Annotated in this window: 13 protein-coding genes and 1 riboswitch; of the genes, 5 read left to right on the top strand and 8 right to left on the bottom strand. The window is 65.4% G+C overall.

What is annotated here, in order from left to right:
- Window positions 1-53 precede the first annotated feature (53 nt).
- The 3 genes from NMB96_RS10590 (at window position 54) to NMB96_RS10580 (ending at window position 3,504) form a co-directional block, all read left to right on the top strand.
- On the top strand, window positions 54-1,010 hold the full coding sequence (locus NMB96_RS10590) for a ribokinase (protein ID WP_255086850.1): 957 nt from the start codon (window positions 54-56) through the stop codon (window positions 1,008-1,010).
- A 628-nt stretch (window positions 1,011-1,638) separates the two neighbouring features.
- Entirely contained in the window at window positions 1,639-2,637 is a 999-nt protein-coding gene (gene dusB, locus NMB96_RS10585) for a tRNA dihydrouridine synthase DusB (RefSeq protein ID WP_255086849.1), read from the top strand.
- Between the two features lie 39 nt (window positions 2,638-2,676).
- The gene (locus tag NMB96_RS10580; RefSeq protein ID WP_255086848.1) at window positions 2,677-3,504 is read left to right on the top strand and encodes a methyltransferase domain-containing protein; all 828 of its coding nucleotides are present in this window, start codon (window positions 2,677-2,679) and stop codon (window positions 3,502-3,504) included.
- A gap of 30 nt (window positions 3,505-3,534) precedes the next feature.
- Here NMB96_RS10580 and NMB96_RS10575 read toward each other — a convergent pair whose 3' ends face one another.
- A complete protein-coding gene (locus NMB96_RS10575) occupies window positions 3,535-4,623 on the bottom strand; it encodes a metal-dependent hydrolase (protein ID WP_255086847.1) in 1,089 nt (362 codons plus the stop codon).
- Window positions 4,624-4,857: 234 nt separating this feature from the next.
- Between NMB96_RS10575 and metK the strand changes: the two genes are divergently transcribed.
- Window positions 4,858-6,069: a methionine adenosyltransferase gene (gene metK / locus NMB96_RS10570; RefSeq protein WP_006449196.1), complete on the top strand. Its 1,212-nt coding sequence runs from the start codon at window positions 4,858-4,860 to the stop codon at window positions 6,067-6,069.
- Window positions 6,070-6,891: 822 nt separating this feature from the next.
- On the opposite strand, the gene NMB96_RS10565 is transcribed toward metK, so the two are convergent.
- A complete protein-coding gene (locus tag NMB96_RS10565; RefSeq protein WP_425520926.1) occupies window positions 6,892-8,214 on the bottom strand; it encodes a histidine-type phosphatase in 1,323 nt (440 codons plus the stop codon).
- A gap of 471 nt (window positions 8,215-8,685) precedes the next feature.
- Here NMB96_RS10565 and NMB96_RS10560 point away from each other — a divergent pair, with 471 nt between their 5' ends.
- The gene (locus NMB96_RS10560; RefSeq protein WP_183086593.1) at window positions 8,686-9,666 is read left to right on the top strand and encodes an IS5 family transposase; all 981 of its coding nucleotides are present in this window, start codon (window positions 8,686-8,688) and stop codon (window positions 9,664-9,666) included.
- Between the two features lie 168 nt (window positions 9,667-9,834).
- On the opposite strand, the gene NMB96_RS10555 is transcribed toward NMB96_RS10560, so the two are convergent.
- The 6 genes from NMB96_RS10555 to NMB96_RS10530 all read right to left on the bottom strand — a co-directional run bounded on the left by NMB96_RS10555 (window position 9,835) and on the right by NMB96_RS10530 (window position 20,989).
- Window positions 9,835-10,965 carry an OmpA family protein gene (locus NMB96_RS10555; protein WP_343237628.1) on the bottom strand — a complete coding sequence of 377 codons (1,131 nt, stop codon included), beginning with the start codon at window positions 10,963-10,965 and terminating at the stop codon, window positions 9,835-9,837.
- 729 nt (window positions 10,966-11,694) lie between these two features.
- The gene (locus tag NMB96_RS10550; protein ID WP_374728774.1) at window positions 11,695-13,647 is read right to left on the bottom strand and encodes an esterase/lipase family protein; all 1,953 of its coding nucleotides are present in this window, start codon (window positions 13,645-13,647) and stop codon (window positions 11,695-11,697) included.
- A gap of 77 nt (window positions 13,648-13,724) precedes the next feature.
- Window positions 13,725-14,762: a DUF4105 domain-containing protein gene (locus NMB96_RS10545; protein ID WP_255086845.1), complete on the bottom strand. Its 1,038-nt coding sequence runs from the start codon at window positions 14,760-14,762 to the stop codon at window positions 13,725-13,727.
- A complete protein-coding gene (locus NMB96_RS10540) occupies window positions 14,759-15,331 on the bottom strand; it encodes a TetR/AcrR family transcriptional regulator (protein ID WP_043889008.1) in 573 nt (190 codons plus the stop codon). The genes NMB96_RS10545 and NMB96_RS10540 overlap by 4 nt, the downstream gene beginning before the upstream one ends.
- 158 nt (window positions 15,332-15,489) lie before the next feature.
- Window positions 15,490-18,204 carry a phosphoenolpyruvate carboxylase gene (gene ppc, locus NMB96_RS10535; RefSeq protein WP_255086844.1) on the bottom strand — a complete coding sequence of 905 codons (2,715 nt, stop codon included), beginning with the start codon at window positions 18,202-18,204 and terminating at the stop codon, window positions 15,490-15,492.
- A gap of 265 nt (window positions 18,205-18,469) precedes the next feature.
- Entirely contained in the window at window positions 18,470-20,989 is a 2,520-nt protein-coding gene (locus NMB96_RS10530) for a S9 family peptidase (protein WP_255086843.1), read from the bottom strand.
- Window positions 20,990-21,112: 123 nt separating this feature from the next.
- Window positions 21,113-21,226, top strand: a riboswitch (S-adenosyl-L-homocysteine riboswitch).
- Window positions 21,227-21,232: the final 6 nt, after the last annotated feature.

The raw sequence follows: 21,232 nt of genomic DNA, 5'->3' as shown, positions 1-21,232 counted from the left end.
GGTCTAATCGCCGCACGCCACGTTTTATTCAGTCATTCAAGTTAAGGGTATTTATGAGTTCGGTCGTCGTTGTCGGGTCCTTCAATGTCGATCACGTGTGGCGCTGTGATGTCCTGCCCGCGCCGGGTGCCACCATCGCCGGTCGCTACAGCACCGGCCCGGGGGGCAAGGGGTTCAATCAGGCGGTCGCGGCCGCGCGTGCCGGCGCCAAGACGCATTTTTTGTGCGCGCTGGGCGACGATGCCGGTGGTGCGCTGGCGCGCTCGCTTGCCGCGCACGATGGCTTCGCGCTGATCGCCGAGCCCAGCAATGAGCCGACCGGCACCGGCGGCATCTATGTCGACGCGCATGGCCGCAACACCATCGTGATCGGTGCCGGCGCCAACTCGGTACTGAGCGCCGCGTTCGTCGATAACCAGCGCGCGCTGGTCGCCTCGTCCCGGGTGTTGCTGGCGCAGCTGGAATCGCCGGCGGAAACCATCGAATCGGCGCTGGCATTGGCGCGCGAGTGCGGCGTACTGACCGTGCTCAACGCCGCGCCGGCCAATGCGCCGACCTCGATCTGCCTACTCAAGTTGTCGGATGTGCTGACGCCCAACGAAACCGAATTCGCCGCCCTGCTCGGCCGCCATGTCGGCGAGCGCATCAACGCCGACGATGTGGCGGCGCTGGACGGCAACACACTGCATTCGCTATGCCGCAAGTTGCTGCCGGGCGGCACCGTGGTGGTGACGTTGGGTTCGGTGGGCGCGTTCATTTCGCACGCAGAAGAACAGCTGCGTGGCGATACGGCTGCGCATTACCGGGTGGGCGCGGAAAGCGCGCAGACGGTGGACACCACTGGCGCCGGCGATGCCTTCAACGGCGCGCTGGTGGCCTCGCTGGCGCAGTCGCCCGGCGCCAGCTTCAACACCCACGTGCGCTTTGCCACCCGCTATGCCGCACGCTCCACCGAAGTGGAAGGCGCTGCTACCTCGATGCCGCGAATGGTGCCCGAACCGGCGGTGTGATCCGCACGCTTCACGCGACGACGAAGGCGACCGCAGCGATGCGGTCGCCTTTTGCGTTCAGGGCGTTGGACTGCACGTTAGAGACTGTTTTCGATTGGCGAACGGCATGTTGAGACCTGTCTGCCGACGGATGCTGCGAACCGCGCTCCCAGCGGAACTTCGGTCTTCTTCCTCGGACAGTCGCTCGGGTAAGGAGGCGAGGCATGATGCAGCGTCGGGCACCCGTACCCTCATCCGGCGCTGACGCGCCACCTTCTCCCGAGGGGAGAAGGATGGAGAAGCCCCTCTCCCCGCGGGGCGAGAAGGCGCTGCTTACGCGCCACTGGCGCGTGTGCCTTGGAGCGCCCGCGCCGCAAGCGCGGGCAGGGGCGCGAAGCGGGGGTTGGGGTGAGGGTACGACGGAAGACAGTCAACTCCACAGCACAGTTGGAGTGAGGTACGGCCAACCAATACTCCCGCCACTGTCGTCCTTTACACGTCGCACTTTGCCAATCACGCCGACATCGCTCGAACGACTCCTAGCAATCGCTCAGGCCGAAGCCCACAAGCGCTCTTACGATTCCCCAATCCCCAATCCCCATTCCCGACTCCCGATTCCCGATTCCCCCACCCCAGCTACAATGCCGCCATGCACATCAGCCCCTACTCCATCGACCCCAAGGTGATCCTGGCCCCGATGGCCGGCGTCACCGACAAGCCGTTCCGGCTGTTGTGCAAGCGGCTGGGCGCCGGGCTGGCGGTGTCGGAGATGACCATCTCCGATCCGCGCTTCTGGGGCACGCGCAAATCGCTGCACCGCATGGACCATGCCGGCGAGCCGGATCCGATCAGCGTGCAGATTGCCGGCACCGAGCCGCAGCAGCTGGCCGAGGCCGCGCGCTACAACGTGGACCACGGCGCGCAGCTGATCGACATCAACATGGGCTGCCCGGCAAAGAAAGTCTGCAATGCCTGGGCTGGCTCGGCGCTGATGCGCGACGAAGATCTGGTGGCGCGGATCCTGCGCGCAGTGGTGCAGGCGGTGGACGTGCCGGTCACGTTGAAAATCCGCACCGGGTGGGATTGCGATCATCGCAACGGCCCGACCATTGCGCGCATTGCGCAGGACTGCGGCATCGCCGCGCTAGCCGTGCACGGGCGCACCCGCGATCAGCATTACACCGGCAGTGCGGAGTACGCGACCATTGCCGAAATCAAGGCTGCGTTGCAGATTCCGGTGATCGCCAATGGCGATATCGACTCGCCGCAGAAGGCTGCGCAGGTGCTGCGCGACACCGGCGTGGATGCGGTGATGATCGGCCGCGCCGCGCAGGGGCGGCCGTGGATCTTCGGCGAGGTGGCGCATTACCTGGCCACCGGCGAGCTGTTGCCGCCGCCGTCGTTGGCGTTCGTGCGCGATACCTTGCTTGGACATCTGGAAGCGCTGCATGCGTTCTACGGGCAGCCGCAAGGTGTGCGCATCGCGCGCAAGCATCTGGGCTGGTACGCCAAGGATCACCCGCAAAGCGCCGACTTCCGCGCGGTAGTCAATCGCGCCGAAACACCAGAGGCGCAGCTGGCGCTGACCCGCGATTATTTCGATGCGTTGATCGCCGGTGTGTCGCCGGCGCTGTCGGCCGCAGCCTAAACTGATTTTTCTAGCTTCAATTTTTTGAGAGCTGCACGCATGAGCGCACCTGGCGATACACCCACCTATCTGCATGGTTTTTCGCCCACCGAACAGGCACGCCTGCTCAAACAGGCGCGCTTGCTCGAAGCCACCTTGTTCAATCAGATCGACTACAGCGGCGCGCGACGTCTGCTGGAAGTGGGCAGCGGCGTGGGTGCGCAAACCGAGATCCTGTTGCGCCGCTTTCCCGATCTGCACGTGACCGGCGTGGACTTGAGCGAGGCGCAATTGGGCGCGGCACGCGCGAATCTCGAGCGGCTGGCGTGGTGCCGCGAGCGCTACACCTTGCAACAGGCCGATGCGACCGACCTGCCGTTCGAGGCGCGTCAATTCGATGCGGCATTCCTGTGTTGGGTACTCGAACATGTGCCCTCGCCCGCACGCGTGCTCAACGAAGTGCGCCGCGTGCTGCTGCCGGGCTCGCCGGTGTATGTCACTGAGGTCATGAATGCCTCGTTCCTGCTGCATCCGTACTCGCCGAATCTGTGGCGCTACTGGATGGCGTTCAACGATTTTCAGCACGACCAGGGCGGCGATCCGTTCGTCGGCGCCAAGCTGGGCAACCTGCTGCTGGCCGGCGGCTTTCGCGATGTGCAGACCGAGATCAAGACGCTGCACCTGGACAACCGCGAGCCGGGCCGGCGCAAGACCATGATCGGGTTCTGGGAAGAAGTGCTGCTGTCGGCGGCCGAGCAATTGCTGCAGGCCGGCGCGGTCAACGCAGAGACCGTGGACGGCATGCGCCGCGAACTGGCGCAGGTGCACAGCGACCCGAATGCGGTGTTCTTCTATTCGTTTGTGCAGGCGCGCGCCACGGTGTATTGAGCGGGCGCCGAGAGGGTCTACTGCGCGGTTCTACTGAGTCACCGGCGCAGGCGCGGCAGCATGTTCCAGATCGCCAGTCAGCACCGTGCCGGCCGGCTCGTGCCAGATGCGGTGCCACATTTGCGCCAGCACTTCGCCGATCTGATCGCGTGCCACCGGCGCGCGGTAGGCCGCCTGGACCTGCCGCGGCGCAATCGGCTGCCACTGCCCGTCTTCGCGATGAGCGACCACGAAGTTGAAGTTGTAGTCCGGCTCCAGGCCCATGCGCAGATCGCTGAGCATCAACTCGTCGTCGACCAGGCGCGCGCGCATGAAGCCGCGATTGAACCAGGTCAGCCGGCGCACCGAATCGAACCTGGCCACTTCACCCAAGGCCTGGGTGTTGCTGGAATAGCCGCGGAACTGCATCGGGCCCTTGTCGGCGACCAGCGAGCGCTCGCCGATCACATAACCATTCGGCGTCATCGCGACCACCCGCCACAACAAGGTATTGAGCGGCATCGGCACCGAGAAGCGCGGCGCATCCTTCAAACCGAGTGCGGCCAGCGCGCGATCGGCTTCGCGGTCGACCAGGTGCTTGGCCAGCAGCGACCAACCCAGATACGCAGAACTCAACGCAAGCCCGATCACCAAGGCGTGCTGGGCAAGCGGACGCGCACGTGCGAACCACGCCACCGCACAGGCCAACAACAGCCATAGCGTGTAGCCCGGATCGATGATGAACACACTCGACCACATGGCCGGATGCGGCTGCAACGGCCACCACAACTGGGTGCCATAGACGGTGAAGGCATCCAGCAAGGGATGCGTGATCAAGGCCAGCTGGATCGCCCAGAACCAGCGCTTGGGCGCACTGGCCACGCGCCGGTTGCCGTAGCGGCGGTACAGCCACCAGATCAGCCAACCGACGAATGGCAGCACCAATAACGAATGGCTGGCGCTGCGATGCACGGTCATCTGCGTGACCGGGTCACTGGTAAAGGGCAGCAGCGCCAGTGCGTCTAGATCGGGCAAGGTGCCCAGTGCCGCGCCGGCCAACAAGGCGGCACGGCGCTGTCCGGCCGGGGCGACGGCGGCAGCGACGGCGCCGCCGAGAACGATCTGGGTCAATGAATCCATCGCCCGATGCTAGCAGGCCCAACATGCATTGGCAGGCATGTTTGTACGCGTTTTCAGTCGAATGCAGGGCGATCGTCGGCGAGGCTTGGCTGGTCGTCCTGCACGGCAGCGCCTTGCTGTCACCGACGTCTGCTTAACTCCATTGCCACCTGTTCAGGCGCACAATGCAACGGACATGCGGGGCGTGTATCATCCGCAGCCATCTTTTCATCCGAATCAAGGGATATAAGCCAGATGTCCAGCTACCTGTTCACCTCCGAATCGGTCTCCGAAGGCCATCCGGACAAGATCGCCGACCAGATCTCCGACGCTGTGCTGGATGCCATCCTGGCCCAGGACAAGCGTGCCCGCGTGGCGTGCGAGACGATGGTCAAGACCGGTGTTGCGATCGTTGCCGGCGAAGTGACCACCAGCGCCTGGATCGACCTGGAAGCGCTCACCCGCAAGGTGATCCTGGACATCGGCTACAACAGCTCCGACGTCGGCTTCGACGGCGAGACCTGTGGTGTGCTCAACCTGATCGGCAAGCAGTCGCCGGACATCAATCAGGGCGTTGATCGCAAGAACCCGGAACAGCAGGGCGCCGGCGACCAGGGCCTGATGTTCGGCTACGCGACCAACGAGACCGACAGCCACATGCCGGCGGCGATCCACCTGGCACACCGCCTGGTCGAGCAGCAGGCCAAGATCCGCAAGAAGAAGAACTCGGCGCTGTCCTGGCTGCGTCCGGATGCCAAGTCGCAGGTCACCTTGCGCTATGAAGACGGCGTTGCGACTGCGATCGATGCGGTGGTGTTGTCGACCCAGCACGATCCGGGCGTCAAGCAGAAAGACCTGATCGAAGCGGTGCGCGAGGAAATCCTCAAGCCGGTGCTGCCGGCCAAGTGGCTGCACAAGGGCACCAAGTTCCACATCAACCCGACCGGCAAGTTCGTGATCGGCGGCCCGGTGGGCGATTGCGGCCTGACCGGTCGCAAGATCATCGTCGACACCTACGGCGGCTGGGCCCGTCACGGCGGCGGTGCGTTCTCGGGCAAGGATCCGTCCAAGGTCGATCGTTCGGCCGCCTACGCTGCGCGCTATGTGGCCAAGAACGTGGTGGCTGCCGGTCTGGCCGACCGTTGCGAAGTGCAGGTTTCCTACGCCATCGGCGTGGCCGAGCCGACCTCGATCTCGGTCACCACCTTCGGCACCGGCAAGATCGCCGACGAGCAGATCGAAAAACTGATCCGCAAGCATTTCGACCTGCGCCCGTTCGGCATCATCCAGATGCTCGACCTGATCCACCCGATGTACCAGCAGACCGCCTCCTACGGTCACTTCGGCCGCAAGCCGAAGGACTTCAGCTACACCGACGCGACCGGTGCGCAGCACAACGCCACCGCGTTCTCGTGGGAAAAGACCGACCGTGCCGATGCGCTGCGCGCCGACGCCAAGCTGAAGTAAGTCAGCGGCTCCTGCGGGAGTGGATGTAGTGAGTTGCACATGGGCCGCTGATGCGGCCCATGTGCGTTTTGGCGGAACGCGTATCGTGATCAATGCTTGCGTGGGGAGCATCGTCTGCCGATCAGCGCTAGTAATACTGGGAGCGCGGTGTCGCGTCCGGGGGCGGGACCGTGTGGCGGCATGGATGCCGCCACCGAGCCTCCACGGATGGATTTACGGCGTGTCCCGACACCGGATGTGGCGCCGCGCAGCCGACCGACTCCGCACACCGATCGGTCTTGCACACGACATCTGGCGTTTTCATGCCAATGCTTCGGCTTGCTGCGGGCGCTTGCACGCGTACCGACGTGGGACACGCCGCAAGTACGTCCGTGTAGGCTCTTACGCGGCATCCATGCCGCGTAAGGTCCCACGCCGGTACGCGTGCAAGCACCACCGGTTGTTGTCGGTGGTTGACGGAAAAGCGGGGTCTGGTTGAACTGATCGAGCTTCGGAGCGTGGACTTCGCTGGCGAAGTGATAGTTCCAACGACTGGCACTATGGCAGCAGCGTCGAATGACAACGTGTTGAATTGATACCGACAACATCGCCTGCGGAATCCGCAAGCATTAGGCCGCTTGAAAGCCTTTAGCTTTGCTTTGCGACAGCGACGATTCTGCGGGAGAGGGGTTGGGGTGAGGGTACGGGGCGAAGCCTCCTTGAGTAATCGATGACGCCAGGCTTCGCACGTACCCTCATCCGCCCCTGCGGGGCACCTTCTCCCGGTGGGAGAAGGAACAGCCGCTGACCGCCTTTTTCGAGTTAAAGATTGCTGCTGTACGGTTACCGATCGAGCTGCAGCTGCTTCTCAAGCGCCTGCGTAAACTCCGGCAACGGGCATGCCTTGCGTTGCTCTGCTGTGCAAACGCCAAGCGCCAACTTCTGCTGCAACGGCGGATGCTCCAGATTGAGCGGCGTCAGCGTCCGCAGTTGATCCAGCGATTGCGCCAGATACTGCGCACGCACCACCTGCTTCCCACTCGGCTCGCGCCATAGGCCCAGCACCAACGCACCGCCCGGCGGCGGATCATCCGCGCCGTAGCCGGGCAAGTGAAAGTGCACGCCCAGCAAACTGCTCAACGCGGCGATATGCGTGTCGCTGCCGACGAACAGCGATACCTTCGGCGCCTGCGCGTCACCGAAGCGTTGCAGCACTTCACGCGCCAGCGGTGCGCCCGAGCGCGCGGCCATGTAGTGCGGCCGTGCGTAGATGTCGAACAGCAGCGCGTGCAGCCGCGAGACCTGCGCGAGGCGTTCGGGCGTGACCCGGCCCCAGCCGACCTGCGACTGCGGCAGACCTTCGGCGTATTGCAGCAGCAGGACCTCGCCGGTGCCGGAGGTCAGATCGATCGGCCCACCCAAGGCCAGGCCGCGGCCATTGGCAGACGGCGTCAGCGTGGATGGCATCTGCGCAAAGTCGCAGGGCGTGCGGGTGCAGCCCAGAATCTGCTGCATCGCCTGCAGTTCGGCCGCATGCCCTTGCAGCAACGCGGCAGGACCGCCGGTCTGCTTTTCGATCGAGGCGACCGCTGCGACGGCATCGAAGGCAACCGCGCCGGCTTCGATCGGTCGAAACAACGGGTCGTTGCTGCCGGCTTCACGGTGCCCGGCCACGATGCCGCAACCGGGTGCCAACGCCTCGGCCAGCAAGGCGCCGCTGTCGATGGTGCGCTGATCGGTGTTGGCCCAGATCGACACGCTGCCTGGCGCCGGGCAACCAGTGCTCGGCAACACCTTGTGCTGCGCCAGCCATTGGCGCAGATACTCGCCGCTCAATTGCACGCCGATGCGCCCATGCGGGGTGAGCATGCTAGCCGGCGTGGACCACTGCGGCCACGGTGCGTCTGCGTAGTGCGCGGCGGCGGCTTCACCCTGCAACGGCGCACGCACGCCATGCCGGAACACGACAACCACGCGCTCCAATTGCGCGGTCTGCACGACTGCAGGCGGCGCAGGTGTCCGCGGCGTGCAAGCGATCAGCAGCAACATCCCAAGTGCAAGTGCCGGCATCAGCCAGCGCGGCCGAGGCACTGTCTTCGAGCGTTGCCTGACACCTGCGTGCAACGGCGCAGTGATCCCACGCGACGGCAACAACGCAATCCCCATCGCGCCGCTGCCGTCATCGCCTGCGGGCGTCTGTTCACCACCCTGCCCCGTTTTCCTAGCTTGCATGGAACACATACTTGGCTGTCATCCCGTTGGTCATGGCGGAATGTACGGTGCCAATATGCAAGGCAGACGACACCTGGCGAAACTTCCTCAAATATTCGGGCAGCCGCCACGCGGCGATAGATCCCCGGAATCAGCCGCACGGTTGCGGCACCAAGTGCGGCATCAGTCTTGTCCAACCACGACTCGCCGCAGGGTGCGCTGCCTTGCGTGGATAACCCGACACACCAGTCGTCAGGACGCACTGCACAAGGCAGCGGCACGATGACATGCAGATGAGCCGGCATCAGCCCATCTGCATAACTGCCCAAGCCGCGTGCGTGGTACGTCACCTGTCCGCGCTAGGGAACCTCTGAACAACGCACCACAGATACGCGACACTACCCGCCTCATGTTGAGGAGTGATCCATGCAACTGACGTTCGGTGACGCTGAGGGCCTGGGCAAGCGCAAGCAGACCCGGCGGGAGATCTTTCTGGCCGAGATGGAGCAGGTGGTTCCGTGGCAGCAACTGCTCGGTCTGATCGCGCCGCACTATCCGGTATCGGGCCGGCCAGGTCGGCAGCCGTACGCACTGGCGACGATGTTGCGGATTCATCTGCTGCAGCAGTGGTATGCGCTGAGCGATCCGGCGATGGAAGAAGCACTGCACGAGATCCCGACCTTGCGGCGGTTTGCCCAGCTCGGTGGCTTGGACAACGTTCCGGACGAGACCACGATTCTCAACTTTCGGCGCCTGCTGGAGACCCATGGCCTTGCCGCGCGGATGCTGGAAGCGGTCAACGCGCATCTGGCGCGCAAGGGCCAGAGCCTGCGGTCGGGCACGATCGTCGATGCGACGCTGATCGCGGCGCCCAGTTCGACCAAGAATGCCGACAACGCGCGCGACCCTGAGATGCATCAGACCAAGAAGGGCAATCAGTGGTATTTCGGGATGAAGGCGCACATCGGCGTGGATGAATTTTCCGGGTTGGTGCACCACGTCCATTGCACAGCCGCCAACGTCGCCGATGTCACGGTGATGCACACGTTGCTGCATGGCAAAGAAGACAGCGTGTTCGGCGATAGCGGCTACACCGGTGCGGACAAACGCGAAGAACTGCAGGCCTGCAAGGCTGCATTCTTCATCGCCGCCAGGCCCTCGACGATGCAAGCCCTCGGCAACAAACGCGAGCGTGCTCGGGAAAGACGTTGGGAACACTTCAAGGCCAGCGTGCGCGCGAAGGTGGAGCATCCATTCCGGGTGATCAAGCGCCAGTTCGGCTACACCAAGGTCCGCTATCGCGGCCTGGCCAAGAACACCGCGCAGGTGCTGACCTTGTTTGCGCTATCGAACCTGTGGATGAAGCGAAAGCAGTTACTGCCGACGATGGGGAACGTGCGCCTGTAACCCGGGCAACACCCTGCAAACGCGCCGGAAACGGCAAAAAAATCGAGGATCTGAGCGCCGTCAGCCTGGTCGATGTGGTTAGGCTCATCCTCCGATGCCGTTGATCAGACCATCCCTAGCACGGCCCTGAGTATCCATACGAGCGATGCAGCGCAGATCGGCTCACACTCAGGTGCGTAGAAAGATTTCCACGCGTCGATTGAGTTGTCGCCCGCCGGGGTTGTCCTGTCCATTGAGCGTATTCGGCGCTACCGGCTGCGATTCGCCGTAGCCCTTTGCGCCGGCCGACTGCGCGGCACCGCGTGTGCGTAACGCGGCCAGTACCGCATCGGCGCGGCGCTCGGACAGCGCCTGGTTATAAGCGTCGCTGCCCTTGGCATCGGTATGCCCGCGCACTTGCATGTCCTTGGTGCTGACCTTGCCGAGTGCCGCGGCCAAGGTGATCAGATAGCCGCACGGCGCACCGGGAGGTGCGAACTTCTGCAGCAGCGGAAAGCGCCCGGCGGGCGGCACCTTCGGCAGCGGCGGCATGCGTACCTCGCGCGGCGGTGTGCCGACGGTACCGGTGCCATCGCCGCGGTTCTGCACCAACCCGTCCGGGCCGTTCCAGGTTCCCGAACCGTCGGCGTTGATGGTGATCAGGCCGCGCGGGCCATTCCAGGTGCCGCTGCCATCGCCGTGATTGTTGACCAACCCGCTCTTGTCGCTATTCCAGGTACCCGCACCCTTGGCGTCCAGGCTGATCAGACCGGCCGGGCCGTTGTAGGAGCCGGCACCGTTGGCCTGCACCTGGATGATTGCGTCGTCGCCACCGGCGCCGCTCGCATTGATGGTGCCGCTGCCGTCGGCGTTGACGCTGATCAGGCCGCCGTCGAAGTTGGCGGTGCCGCTGCCGTCGGCCTTGAGGTCGAACAGCCCGTTGTCGCCATTGCGCAGCAGATTGCCGTTGGCATCGACGCTGGTGATGCCGGCATCGTTGATCAGGGTGCCGCCATCGCCGCAACGTGCCGGCGCAACGCTGACGCCTTCGATCGGGTCGAGAATGTCCTGCAGCGAGGCTTCCAGCGCGCGTTGCGCCGGGGTCACGCCGGCGATCTCCGGCACCACGATCAACGGGATGGCCGGGAACTCGGGCACCGCCTCATCGGTGGCCGGCGGCGCATCGGATGCACGCGCTGCAGTCTGCGCTGCCGGCGGCGTTGCAGCCGCAGCGTCTGCCGCGTTGTTCTGACCTTCGTCGCGGCCGCAACCGGCCAACAGCAAGGGCACCCAGATCACTGCCGACAGCGTCTTGCGCATCGCGTCTTCCTTGTTGGAGCGTGTTCGAGAGAACCGCCTGATAGCATGAGGCTGGTAAACAATGCGCTAAGAACGGCGAACAAAACCGCTGCGCGGCCGCCAGGTCGAGTGCAGTGATTTTGTCGGCCACTTCTTGGTGAATGCAGTCAAAAGCCTAGTTAATCGAGGGCACGGTGCCCTCGCCGCTCGCGGGACACGCCGCAAGTACGTCCATGTAGGCTCGGTGGCGGCATCCATGCCGCCACACGGTCCCGCAAGCGGCGAGGACACCGCACCAGACAGTTATAGGTTGCCTTGTTGAAAGCCTGCCTATTTCTCGGCTTGTCTTGGAAGCTGATCGGGCGCGCCGTCACCTAAACGACGCACGTCATGCATTGCTTGCACCATGCAAAACGACACTCTCGACTGGTCCTTGCCCGCCCACCGTCGCGGGACCTTACGCGGCATGGATGCCGCGTAAGAGCCTACACGGACGTACTTGCGGCGTGTCCTGCGATGGTGGGCGGGCAAGGGCCCTGCAGCCAACTCGCAGCGTCGAGGGCGCGGCGCCCTCACCGCTCGCGGGACACGCCGTGAACCCATCCCTGGGGGCTCGTTGGCGGCATCCACGTCGCCAACGAGCCCGCAATCGGTGAGGACACCGCACCAGATAGCTGGCCGGCTGTTTTATTGAACGCCATGCGCACCGACCATTCGCTGACCACAACGGCGTCTCGATTCTGCTTGCTTTCAGAACGTTGCCGAGGGTGCAGCCGGTATCTCGCCTTGCGCGCCTTGCGCACTCGTGTTTCCTGCCTCCTCGGCCTGCAGCTGCGCATGCAGGATGCGGCGGATCTCCAGAATCGCCTGCGGCGTTTCCTGCACGCTATGCCAGGAGGTCACTACCAGTTCCGACTCGGCGCCCTGCAGATGTGCGCTGCGATAAGGCACCAGACCATCGTCGGAATCGGCCAGCGGCACCTGCGGTTTTTCGCGCCCGACGATTGTGTGGTAATGCACCTGTGGGGAGATCGGCAGGTCCATGCTGGCGCGCACGAACGGGTCGGTATCGCGCAGGTTGTCGATGCTGGTCGGCGGCAGCAAGCGCCGCTTGCGTCGCGGGTCGCCGCCCTGCCCGTCACGCTCGCTGTTGGCCAGGTCCTGCAGCACATCGCCGAAGCGATCCAGCAAGGCGATCGGCAAACGCACCAAGCGGCCGACGAAGCGCCCCAGCCCACCTTCGGCCAATGGCGTACCCCGATGCGGCGCGGCAATGAAGATGGCGCGGTCGACCTGCGGCAGTGGCGAAAAATGCAGCAGCGGCGACAACTTCGCGCGCACGCGTGCGCCGCGCTCGCCTTCCAGCCGGTAGTTTTCCAGCAATGAATTCCACAACGTGTCGCCGGAAGACGACACCAGCAAGCGCCCGATCACCCCGCCCATGCTGTGGCCGATCAACACCATGTCCTGCGATGCGATCGCCGTGCCGGCCGGATCGAAGTGCTGCAGGCTGCGCTCCACCAGGGCCTGGATTTCGGCGCGGTTGACCGCCACCGGCGCATTGGTCGGGTAATACACCTGCCAGATCTGGTAACGCTGGCGCAGCGCTTCATCGCCCATCACTTCGTTGGCGACATTAACCCAGGCTTCCGGGCTGCTGGCAAGGCCATGCAGCATCAGCAGCACGCGTCGGTCCGGATCGTAGGGCTGCATCAGATACAGATGCGGGCGATCGATGCCGCGCGCGCTGCCCAGCATCGAGCGCAACGACTGCGCGGCGAAACCGGATTTGGCCAGCCACAAGCCATAGGCCGCAGTGAAATTGGCTGCCAGCGGCACGCGCTGCCCATGCAGCACCACCTCGTTCTGGCGATACGGGTCGTACGGCACCACGGTGGCGATGTTGCGGCGTAGCACGGCATCCAGCGTCTCGCCTTCGAAACGCAGCAGCAGCGTTGCCGGTGCGTACGGCATCTCGCTGAAAGTAGGCAACGGCCGCTCTGGCGATGCGACTGCAGTGGCGGCTTGTTGCAAGGCCAGCCCGGCGGGATCGCCGACCACTTGCGGGTCCACCTCGGCCACCAGCTCGGCACCGAAGCCATCGCGCCGATAGGTGCTGCGCAGACCATTGAAGCGCAAGGCCGAGGCGGCGAAGATCGCGCGTGGCGTGTTGCCGCCGCCCGGCAACCGATACGCAGACATGTCGATCGCCACCTGCCAGCGGCCCAAGGTGGTCGGTTCGCGCTCGTTTTGGCCGGTCTGCTGCGCGCGTGCGAACAGGCGTTCGATCACCTGCTGCACGGCGTAGTTGTAATAGTCGCGCACCTGCGTCTGGCGATTTTCGAACGCACGTGCACTGGGCGGGCGTGCGCTGAAAAACAGGTACGCGTACGCATGCCGCGCTGCTTCCAGCCAGGCGTCGACTGCCGCGTCGCTCATCGTTGTCGGGTCGCGCCCGCCCAAGGCAATCGCATGCGCGGTCCATAGCTCGGCTTGCGTTGCCAGACGGCGCTCGTCGCCGATGCCCGCCACGCTGGTGAGTTGCTGCAGGCACGGCAGCGGGTCGCTGCGGCAGGCCTTGGGTTGCAGCCCGGCCACCTGCAGGGTCTCACTGCTGGCCTGGCTCAACTCGCCGGTGCTGAGCACATCCCCGCGCGTGCGCGCGATGTAGTCGCCGCTGCTGTGCGATTGCACCGTGACCATGGCGCAGCCGCTCAGCAACAGGCTGCCCAGCACACCCGCCAACACTGCAGCGGTGCGGCGTCCACGCAGGCGCGGCGTCACCGGGGTGCGCTCGTGGTGGCAGCAGGCGCCGGGGCCTGCGGCATGCCGACACGGATGCGCTCGGAGAAATCTGCCGCCGTATCGGCTGCGATCGCACGTGCGGTGAAATGCCCGCGCTGCTTCAAGGTGGCAAAAGCGTAGCCGGGCAGCAGGCCCTGATGATCGTAGGCGTATGCGTCCACGTAGCCGGACAGCAGCAGGCGATGATCCAGCGGCAGCGTCGGCTGCAATTGCCGCGCCAGCGCAAACACAATCGTGGTGCAGTTGCTGGTGAGCGTGTTGTAGAACGCCGGGGCGCGATTCAGGTCGTTGGTCATGCGCACATAACCCATGAACATGCGGCGCAGACCGGCCTTGGGAATCGCCAGCCGATATAGATACATGTCCTCGCCACGCACGTTGGTGCGCACGCGCAGAATGTCGCGCTCGTCGGCGGCCACCAGGGTTTCTTCGAAGCTGCGGAAAAACCCGCCCAACGCAGAAAACGACTCGCCGCGTTCCTTGCGAATTTCCAGCGAGAACACCACGTGCGAGCCGTCGTCGAAGCCGAACGACACCAGCGTGTGCGCGATGGCTGGGCCCATCCAGTACGAGAGCGCCAGATCTGCGCTGACCAGACGATCCAGATCGTAGCGCCGGGTTTCCCAACGCGGCTGGTAGTCGGTTTCGCTCTGCCAATCGAAATTGCGCACGTTGCGCAGCGTCACGATGTTGCCGTGCACTTCGGGCTGCAGCCGCTGGGCGACATCGTCGGCCCAGTCGCGGTCCTGGCTGGGCTGCATCATCCACCACGACACCGCCAGCACCGCAAACGCCGCACTGAAGATGCCCACCAACGCCCAGTTCTCGCGGCCACGGCGCAGGCCCCACAACGCCGCCAGCGCCATCGCGCACCACGAGCCCACCCAGGCCGCGCGCACGAACGCATTGCCAGTGATCGCGAAGTAGATCGCAAGTCCACCCCATAGCGCGGCCAGCACCAGCGCCACGCGCAACGCCCAGCGACCGAGGCGGGACCGCGTGGCCGGCTTCATCGCGTGCCGCCTTCCGGCACCTGCATGCCCAAGGCGTGCATCAACAGATCGGCCGAGCGATGGGCAAGCCGTTTGCGTTCGGATTCGTCATTGCCACGCAGGCAGCTGCCCAGCATGTCGATCACCAGCAGCAACTGCTCGTCGTCGACATCGGCGCGGCACAGGCCGGCGTCGCGGGCACGATGCACGAACGGCAGGAAGATATGCACCACACGCCGATCGGCCGCTTCCACGGCCGGGTGCGCGCGTTCGATCGAACGCCAGAAATCCACCAGCGGTGCGGATTGGGCGATGTGCTCGGCCACGTCGTGCAGCAGCACCGCCAGCCCGTCCGGGCGCTCGCCCAGATCGGCGGCGAGGCGTTCCAGCCCGTCCAGGCCGCGGGTCATCAACGCGGTCATCAGCGCGAGCCGATCGGGGAAATTGCGATACAGCGTGGCGCGGCCAAGGCCGGCACGTTCCACCACCAGTTCCAGCGGGGCATTGACGCCGTGTTCGCTGAACACTTCGTCGGCGGCATCGAGTATCTGCCGGCGGCGCAGCGCGGCATCAGGGCGAGGAGTCGTCATGGCGGCATTATCGGACAGATTTGTCCGGTAACGCCAGAGTCCGCTTGACGAATCCGCACCCTCTCCGACCAACGGTCTGATCAGACGGTCTGATCAGACGGTTTGACCAGGCCGTCGGATTCGACCGTCGGATCCGACGGTCGGGCCAGCAGACCGGATCACCCGGTGTTCTGCACGCCTTGCGAGACGCCGTTGACGCAGGCGACCAGCGCGCGCAGCAGCTCGTCGTCTTCGCCATCGGTGGCACGCCAGCGTTGCAGCAGGTCCACCTGCAACACGCTGATCGGGTCGATGTAGGGGTTGCGCAGGCGGATCGACAAGGCCAGCCGCGGGTCGTGCTGCAGCAGCGATTGCTGCCCCGTCAACGCCTTCACCCAGCCCTTGGTCAGCGCCAGTTCGTCGCGAATGCCCGGGAAAAAGCGCTCATGCAGGTCACCCGACAGCCGCGAAAACAGCTCGGCGATGTTGAGATCGCCCTTCGACAGCACCATCGCCACGTCGTCCAGAAAGGTGCGGAAGAACGGCCAGTCCTGCGCCATCTCGCGCAAGGTCTCTTCATGTCCCGCATCCACTGCCGCCTGCAGGCCGCTGCCCACGCCGTACCAGCCCGGGATCACCGCACGCGCCTGGCTCCACGCGAACACCCACGGAATCGCGCGCAGATTGGACAACGCCGCGTCCTGGCCGAGCCTGCGCGACGGGCGCGAGCCCAGGGTCATGCGTTCGATCACGTCGATCGGCGTGGCGCGGCGGAAATACTGCATGAAATCCGGCGCGCCAACGAACGCGCGGTACGCGACAGTGCTTTGTTCTGCGACCAGATCCATCACTGGCCGCCAGCGATCCTCGCGCGGCTCGGGCGCACGCGGGCGCAGGCTGGAGAGCAGCACCGCGCCGGTCATCTGTTCCAGCGAGCGCAATGCCAAGGCACGAATGCCGTACTTGCGATGGATCACCTCGCCCTGCTCGGTGACGCGCAGGCGGCCATCGACGCTGCCGCGCGGTGCGGCATCCAGCGCACGGCTGGTCTTGCCGCCGCCACGCGCAATCGAGCCGCCGCGGCCGTGGAAGAAGGTCAGCCGCACGCCCAGCTCGGCAGCAGCTTCAAGCAATTCCACCTGCGCGCGCTGCAAACCCCAGCGCGAGGCAGTGATGCCGCCGTCCTTGCCGCTGTCCGAATAACCGAGCATCACCATCTGGGTATCGCCGCGCGCGGCCAGATGCTGGCGATAGACCGGGTCGGCGAGCAGATCCTGCACGGTGCCGGTGCCGCCGCGCAGATCGTCCACGGTTTCGAACAACGGCACGATATCCAGCGGCACGGCGCCGGCGTCGTCGACCAGGCCACCGCGTCGCGCCAGCGCGAGCACGGTGAGTACGTCGGCGCGGTTGTGCGCCATCGAGATGATGTAGCTGCCCAACGCATCGGCGCCGTGGCGGCTGCGCGCATCCGCGAGCGCGGCGAATACCGCATCCAGCCGTGCATTGCCTTCGTCGGCTACGCGCGGCAGCACCTGCTCGCCGGAGGCATACGGGCCGAGCAAGGCAGCGCGCTGCCTGGCGTCCTGATCGTCCCAATCCGCCTGGCCCAATGCGTCGGCCACTGCGCGCGCATGCACGCTCGATTCCTGGCGCACATCCAGACGCGCCAGATGAAAGCCGAACGTGCGCACGCGCCACAACAGACGGCGCACCGCGAACCAACCGGCGTGCAGCCCCTTGTTGGCCTGCAGGCTGTCCAGAATCAGCTGCAGATCGTGTTCCAGCTCGGACGGTGCGGTGTAGGCGCCCTCGGCATCGTCCAGCGTGGCCTGCAGACGCGCGCGCATCAGATCGTTGAGCAGCCGGTACGGCATGTCGCCATGGCGCGGACGCGAGCGTGCGGCGTCCTCCGGTAGCAGTGCGCGGTAGCGCTCCAGTTGCTCGCTCAATTCCGCACTGACTGCCACCAGTGTGGTCGACTGGCTGAGCAGGCTGGCCAGTTGCCACAGCTCGTTTCGATAGCGATCCAGCACCGCGCGTCGCTGCGCATCCAGCGTGCCGGCGATGGTGGTGGCATCCACATTGGGATTGCCATCCATGTCGCCGCCCACCCAGGTGCCGAAGCGCAACAGGCGCGGTAGGGTCGGCACGCTGCCATAGGTTTCTTCGATGGCGTGTTCGAGGGTTTCGTACATCACCGGCACCACGCGATACAGCACCTGGGTGAGATAGAACCCCACATGCTCGCGCTCGTCTTCCACGGTGGGACGCACCGGCGAGGAATCGGCGGTCTGCCAGGAGGCGGTCAGGGCCATGCGGAAGCGCGCCGCATCGGTGGCGCGCTCGTTGGGCGTGCGCATGCCATCCAGGTTGTCGACCAGGCTGGCGACCATCAGCTGTTCTTTTTCAAGCAGCGCGCGCCGCACCGCTTCGGTGGGGTGCGCGGTGAACACCGGCTCCACATCGATACGCGGCAGCCATTCGCTGAGTTCTTCCAGCGTCACGCCCTGCGCCTTGAGCCGGCGCAATGCATCGTGCAGGCCATCCGGCTGCGGGGTGTCGGTGCTGCTGCGCTGGTACTCGCGGCGGCGGCGGATGCGATGCACGCGCTCGGCGATGTTGACCACCTGAAAATAGGTGCTGAAGGCGCGCACCAGCGACTCGGCTTCGCGCGGCTCGCGCCCGGTCAGTTGCTCACTCAGCGTGGACGGCGGTGCATCGCCCTCGCGCCGCGCAATCGCCGTGGTGCGGACATGTTCGATCTCTTCGAGGAATTCCGCAGAGACCTGCTCGGCGAGCAGATCACCGACCAGTGCACCGAGCCGACGCACATCGTCGCGCAAGGCAAGATCGGGGGTAGCGAACACAAGACTGCTGCGGTACTCGTTCATCGGAAACGCACACCCTCTTCAAGCGCAAAGTCGTCGAAGACTAACCCAAAAGGATTAGATGGTTGCGACAAGCGCGACGGTTTCAACGCCAACCATCGCGTACCAGAGCCCCCTATCGATGGCTCTCGTAGGAGCGCGCTCGCGCGCGATGGGGCTTTCCCGGTAATGCCCCATCGCGGGCAAGCCCGCTCCTACGCGGTGTGGCTGTCCTGGTCATGGCCCGTCGCGCCCAGGTGCGCTCCTACGGGTGCCAGCGCACGATCGATCAACGCGTGCGCGTAGCGCCGGTCTCCTTCACCGGCTCGCCGAGATTGGTCTTCAACCACTGCTCGCTCTCGGCCAGCATCTGCAGGATCGACTGCCGCGCGCGATACGCATGCGATTCGTTGGGCAGCATCACCAGGCGCGCGTTGCCACCCAGGCCCTTGATCGCAGCGAACATGCGCTCGCTCTGGATCGGGAAGGTGCCGGTGTTGTTGTCGTCCTGGCCGTGGATCAGCAGCAACGGGTCCTTGATCTTGTCGGCGTAGTTGAACGGCGACATCGCCTGGTACACCGATTGCGCCTGCCAGTAATTGCGTTCTTCGGCCTGAAAACCGAATGGCGTGAGCGTGCGGTTGTAGGCACCACTGCGCGCGATGCCGGCCTTGAACAGGCGCGTATGCGCGAGCAGATTGGCGGTCATGAAGGCGCCGTAGGAATGCCCGCCGATGGCGATGTGCTCACGGTCGGTGACACCGCGTCGTACCACTTCGTCCACGGCGGCCTGCGCATCGGCGATCAACTGCGGCACATAGGTATCGTTGGGTTCGGCATCGCCTTCGCCGACGATCGGCATGGTCGGGTTGTTGAGCACCACATAGCCGATCGCCAGAAACGCCTGCGGCCCCCAGTAGCTGATCGCGTTGAAGCGGTACGGCGAGTCGGTGACCTGGCTGGCGGTATCGGCACTCTTGAACTCGCCCGGGTAGGCCCACATCAGCAGCGGCCGCGGGCCGTCGCGTTTGGGGTCGTAACCGGGCGGCAGCAACAGCGTGGCGGTGAGGCCCACGCCATCGGCGCGCTTGTAGCGGATCTGCTCCTTCTGCACGCCGCGCAACTGCGGCAGGGGATGCGCGAAATGCGTCAACGCACGCGGCGCAGCCGCTGCATCGCCCAGCGTCTGCACGAAATAGTTGGCCGGTTCTTCAGGCGATTCGCGGCTGAGCAGCAACTGCGTGCCTTGCGCATCCAGCAACGCCAACGGCGCGGAATAGGTCGGTGCCTGCGAATGGAACAGGCGCGTGGCGCGTTTGCTCTGCAGATCGAAGCGGTCCACGAACGGGCGGTCGCCTTCCGGCGAGGCGCCCTTGCCGAGCAGGAACAGGCTGTTGCCATCGGCACCGGTCTGCAGCAGCGCGCGGCCCTTGCCATCGGCCACCGTCGCCGGCGTGCCGGGGTCGTTGTAGCGGTCCTGCGAGGAACGGTCCCACAGCAGTTCGGGTGCGCGCCGCGGCTGATCCGGTGCAATGCGCCACTGTTTGGTGCGGCGGGTCTTCCACCAGCTCTCGCTGAGGATGGCCAGATCGCCCCGGCCCCACTGGATGCCGTCAAAACGGCTGCCCAACTGCGCCAGCGTCACCGGTGCACGCGCGAACGGCGCGGCCTGCATCAGCACCGCATCGCGGATCTTGCTCTCGCGTGCCGGGTCGCCGCCGTCCTGCGCCTCGGCCCAGACCAGCGTGGCCGGTGCATCAACGCGCCAGGCGATGTCGCGCACGCCGGTGGGCACTGCGTCGTTGCCGGTCGGCAGGCCTTCCACCAGCGGCAACTTGGCGATCTGCCGAACCAGCTTGCCCTGCAGGTCCAGCACTTCGATGCGACGCGCGAAATTGTCCACCGGCACCACATACGAGAACGGCCGCTCGCTGCGTTCGCTCAGGAGGTAACGGCCATCCGGCGACACCGACAGGTTGAGATAGATGCCGGGCGCGGCGATCGGGCGCACCTGCCCGCTCACCGTGACGATGATCGGCTGGCCGGTGGCGTAGTACTCGAACACGCGCGCATCGGCCTCGTTGCGCAGCAGGTCCTGATAGGTCGGCAGCGAACGCACGCCGGCGGCGGCGCTGGTCTGCTGGGTCGCAGGACCGTCCGGCACCGCATCGCGCGTGGGCGGCGTGCCCTGCCCTGCCACCTGCTGCTGCACCAGTAGCCCGCTGCCATCGGGCAACCAGCCCAACGCGTCGTTGACGCTGGTGTTCAAGCCGGCCACCAGACGCCGCGCCTGCCCGGCCGCCACATCCACCAGCCACAGCTCGTTTGCACCGCTGGTCGCATCCTCGCGGCGGAACGCCAGGTAGCGTTGATCCGGCGACCAGCTCAACGTGGCCAGCGACAGTGGCGACGGCAGCCCGGCGATCTGCCGCTCGCTGCCGTCGGCTACCGACAGCAGCCACAGCTTGCCGGCGAAGGCAAACCGGCTGCTGGCGAAGGTCTTGGGATGGATGCGCAGACCGGCCAGCTTGAGCTCGGGTTGGGCGACCTCGGCGATATCCGGCAGCGCCGGCATTTGCAGCATCGCAGCCAGATCACGTTTCGGCGAGATGTGCAGCAGTGGCGCGCGCGGGGCGTCCACCACCGCCTGCAGCGCTTTGGAGGGCAGTTGGTACCCGCTGGCCGCCGCAGTGGGTTGCGCAGCCGGCGTGCTGGCCGCCGATGCCAGCAGCGGCGCGCTCAGCGCCAACACGCCCGCCCACGCCCACGTGTACTGCCGCCAGCCCTGCGCATTCCGCTTTGCCTGCATTGTCCGTCCCCGGTCTCGATCGACCCTGGACCATAGCAGCCGTTGGTCGGCGACTCCCCTGCCGTTGGTTGGGGGTCATGCCAATTCATGCCGGAGGGGGGTGCTGCCGATATAATCAACGCTCTCGTCGAGGGGCGCTGCGACCGGTATGGCGGACTGATCCGCCAACTGCACAAACCGTGCAGGCAATACGGCCAGGCTCGACAAGCATTCATCGTTCAACGGCGCCCCGAATTGCAGACA

This window comes from Xanthomonas hortorum (genome assembly GCF_024339125.1).
Classification (GTDB): Bacteria; Pseudomonadota; Gammaproteobacteria; order Xanthomonadales; family Xanthomonadaceae; genus Xanthomonas; species Xanthomonas hortorum.
This window is presented reverse-complemented; position numbering and strand designations above follow the sequence as displayed.